2 protein-coding genes are annotated in these 4589 nt (G+C 41.5%); both read right to left on the bottom strand.

The features are described from left to right. Positions 1-175 precede the first annotated feature (175 nt). On the bottom strand, positions 176-1690 hold the full coding sequence (locus tag AC5JMK_RS12670) for a hypothetical protein (RefSeq protein WP_096679386.1): 1515 nt from the start codon (positions 1688-1690) through the stop codon (positions 176-178). 1351 nt (positions 1691-3041) lie between these two features. Further along, positions 3042-4145 (bottom strand): NmrA family NAD(P)-binding protein, encoded by a 1104-nt coding sequence (locus tag AC5JMK_RS12665; RefSeq protein WP_495910237.1) that lies wholly within the window; start codon positions 4143-4145, stop codon positions 3042-3044. Positions 4146-4589: the final 444 nt, after the last annotated feature.

The following is a 4589-nucleotide window of genomic DNA, read 5'->3' as shown; positions in this document are numbered from 1 at the left end:
AGCCATACGGCTGCCATATGTCTTGTCTGGCGCATCGGGATCTGGATCGTAATAGACAAAAGGAAAGAGGTTTTTAGGCAACTTTACTTTTCGTTACATACTACTCTCCCAGAAGCCGCTCCGCCTCTACGGTTTTTTGCGCCTTTCTACTTATCTGTTGTTAGTAATCTATTTACTACCTCATTTTATGAGGGCGTCCACCGATTCTACTGCAAGGACTAAAGTTATCGGTGTCAGCACCTTGTTGAGTACTGCCAACTTGGTTGTAAGGAAATTGTCCACCAGCGTTGTTGATGTTAAAGTTTGCTTGTTTAGGGTAAAGTTGAGCAGCTTGATTACCCAGGAAGCCAGAGAAGAGGTAACCGTAGCATACCTTTCGAGCAGCAATTATCTTTTTCTTATCGGAAGGACTCCCAGGACCACCAATGAGGTAGTCCTCTCTAAAGATTACATAGTTTGGACCTGCAGCAATGACGGTACCGGTCTGAGCAGCGGTCGGACTATCTGATGGAATCACCAGTATAGCCTCCGAAAGTTGCTGTGCTAGTGGAAATGAATCGTTGTCTGCTATTGCTCTTTTAAGCAAGGTACGTTCCACAGGGCCAAGAGCTCCATTGTTATCCCTTATGGCTTTGATAACAGCAAAATTATAAGAATTGGAGTTGTTGTCATCACCAGTTTCAACAGCCGCATTGAAAGGATCTGTTTTAGTTGGATCGCTCATCGTAGCAGCAGCGTTAATGGCGATATCAGTTATTCTTGGGTTAGGGATTATTGCTCCGTTATTAAATGCTGTTTGTGTAGAGTCAACGGCGCTGAGATCAGGAAGGGGGTTACTGACGAAAGTGTCAAGAGGAGGTCGTTTAGGACCACCTGGATAGAGTTCAACACCGTTGTTACATCCTTGAGCCATTCCGTATCTTCCACGTACATTAGTTGTGCTATCCGTAAATACAGTAGCGGGGACGTTATTTTGTGAGGGATCATTACCATTAGAGAGGGTAGCAGCCTCTCCGCTAACATCACCTGAAATAACGCGTATAATAGGCACGTCTGGACCGAACTCACCCTTAGCATTTTGCACTTGTTTCCAGTTGACTGGATCGCCTAGAGCTGGGTTTCCTCTCAACATACGGCAAGCTACTTCTGGACTCATACTAGGCTCGTAATAACGACCGTCAGGAAACTGGGCATTGGTAGCTAACTCAATGTTAATGTTGACTCCGTTGACAACAACATAGTGTAGACCAGTGATTGGGTCGATAACTGGCTCGTTGGTAACTGTATCGATAATGGTGTTGTTGCGGACAGTTGTATTAGCACCAAAGGTTGTGCCTATACCGTCGGTAACTGCAAAGTCAACACGTTGACCTAAGACGATATCTCCATTGCGGAACGCTCCACGACCATAACCACTACCAGTGATTATATATCTGTAAGGAATGCCTAAACGGTTTGTAAAGTTCCAAAGTTCACTGTCATAACCAACATTTGGATCGCTCAGGGGATTGTTGTCATCAAAAATGGTGATAACGGAGCCTCCACCAGCACCAACAATCGCAGGATTATCTTGAGCGGAATCTTTTCGAGCAGACGGTGCAGCAAATGCCACACCAACACTCAATGTCACACCAGTGGTCAATGCCGCAATAGACACTGCTTTGCTCAGACGATTAAAATTAGCTAACATGATTTGTGTTTAAGGATGTTTACTCAGCTTTTGCAAGGATGCTTACTCAGCTTTTGCAGAGAATTATTATTCTGGTAGTGTTGCAAAAAATTTGAGAACTACTAAGTAGGTCGGTGTTGAAAATTGTCTTCATAACAAGGCAGAGGGCAGAAGGCAATTAAAAATTATGCTGAAAATGTGGAAGAAGTTAAAGTATCAAGTTAACTTTTGTACTTCACATATGGGTTAAAAATGAATGATGCGTATCAAGATTACGCGCAGACGTAGAGCGGCTTGCCTTTGGCATCGCCTGCTCAAGATTTATGTTTTCAACCCCGATTTTAGCCATTTTTCAAGCATTATTGCTTATTGACAAATGCTATCCGACCTTAACCTCTCACGAATGACCTCCTTTAATACTGTTTGACAAACATTGAGAGGTATGGAGGCAATGAATATGATTTACAAAGGACAGGTTCAATCTGTCGAAAAAAGTTATGTGCGATCACAGACAGAATTCGTTTCTCAAATTTTATGATTGCTTGCTTAACTAAGTCTAAGATGATGTTTGAAAAGTGGTTTACTGTGATTTTAAGTACTTTTAAATCAAATCAATAATTTGTAATTGATTTGTTATTCAATAAATTTTGCAGCACAATCATAGTAGTGATGTCAATCTCAATTTTCTTAGCATTTAGTTAAGTAAATAGCTTAATCCTGTTGATAGATACTCAAGCTTAACTATCATGTTTTGTTTTAGAACTGAACTTTGGATGCCTATTTACTCATCACTACTACAACGATAGTATAACAATCCTAATGAGTCAATATATTTAAGGTTAACATCTGGTTGTGAAATTAGTAATTCAACCTTATGAAAATAAAATTAAGCTGACTAAAAAAGCGGCGTTGCTGAATGCGGTATGAATCCGAATGTAGAGACACAATATATCGTGTCTCTACAAAGATTTTGGCATTATGCAAAATCATTTTCATACATTAAATCAGCAATGCCAAAAAAGCTATATTGACAATAGAAAAACAAATCAATCCTCTGACAGATTCTACAAATAAAAATAAAAATTTATCGAATCTAGGTATGATTCATTGAGATTATTTATCGTAGAACAACGTAATCTTTAGTTTTTTAAATAACTTTTGCTCTAAAACATTAAAAAAACTCGCAACTACCCCAAAGACAAATCAAAGATCACTGATTTATCTTTACTTCTCGATATGGTATGACGAGTTTTATAGCTTTTTCTACCTTTGAAAAACTAATTAATTATTAATTTCTCCTATTTTTGCTCGCTTAATAGCTGGCATCAGGAAAGGGATGTCCAATGCTATGCTTAATTGGATAAAGTCGAGCTTAGAATAGAGGTGCTTGGGCTTGAAAGCTAAACCTACCCGCTCCATCCTCATCCTTTACACCATGCTCATTGACCCAAATTTCGGAGTCGGCAGCAAGTATTGGATGAGCGAGTAATGGATGCCGTTGTTCCCGCTCGTAGCGATCTAGATCGTAAGCAGGTGTGATGCCGATGCGAATGAAATCCACTAAAGCGCGAAGCTTGTTTTGCAAACTGATACGGGCAAATGGCAAAGCGGCATAACGGTGGGCGATGGTTTCAAAATCCTCCGGTTGTCGGCCCGTGACGTCATAAACGTCACTGGTTGGAGCGCCTATTTCAAAAGCCCCACGCTTGTGATCTTCAACGTAATAGCGGAAGCCACTCAACTCGAAAGCACTCACGCCCTCGGCTCGCGCAGCCTTTAAAAACATCGACATCGGCATGTCCATGGGGACAACCTTCCGCTTTAGCACCCGGCTCAAGATTTTGGTCATGTCGTTTACTGAAAGGAGTACAGGTCCGGTAGGACGATAAGTTTTACCGCCATGCTTTGCGGGATCGATCAACGCAGCAACAACGACGCGTGCTATATCCTCATTCGAAGGTGGCGCGTTGCGGCTGTTACCAGTCAGATTAGGAAACATACCAAAATGAGCGGCAAAATTGATCAGGCGCAAATAGTTATCAGCAAAGAATCCTGGATTGACGATGGTATAGGCGACACCTGGGATCATAGAGAACATCTGATCGACGAGCCAGTGTTGCCGTGTTAACAATGAAGGATGCGAGGGGCTTGCAAGCCATTGGCTAAGGCCAACGATGGCTTCAAGTCTTGCCTTCTGAGCGGAAACTGCAAAAGCGGCTGCGCTTTGGATCATATACGAGTTAAAAGGCGGACAGTAATAAGCACGAGAGGTTCCCTGCATAGCTCTAAAGAGCTGTTCCGGATCGAACAAATCTGCAACTACCACCTCCACCCCATATTTCCTCAATCTTTCGCTGCGCGCATCGAGCCTGCGGACAATGGCGCGCACTGGCCAGCCGAGATTAACAAGCTCGAAAACCACAGCGCTTCCTGTTTTGCCAGTAGCACCAGTTACAAGAATGATTGGTTTATTCATAAGTTAGTTCTACAGAATATTGTATGATGACCATCATACTATAAATGTAATAATAACCCAAGTTGAACCAATGAATACATCCCACGATCCTAAGCTGTTCAGCATTGAAATCGAGCAAGCAATCTCGACACAGCATGGAGTGTAGCTCTCAAAAATCCTAGTTTAAATCCCACATTCCGCACTTAGTTTTGTAATATGCTTGTATTACGAAGTTTGGGCTAATGGTAGTTAAATAGCGATCGCCAAAAACCTAAAAAATATCAATCTTAATACTTAATACAATAAACAATTTTTTGTAGTATTTATTGAAGTATTAATATATGACATTTTGAAGTGCGGAATGTAGTACACTGTCAACTTTGTTTTGATTGGTTCGTAGTGAGCGCTTTACAGGGTAAGAGCATCTCAATCAGGCTTGACACAAGGACTCGGAAGAATCTAATG

The sequence above is a fragment of the Pelatocladus sp. genome, assembly GCF_059505505.1.
Note: the sequence above shows the minus strand (reverse complement) of the source record. Positions and strands in the feature narration are given on the sequence as shown.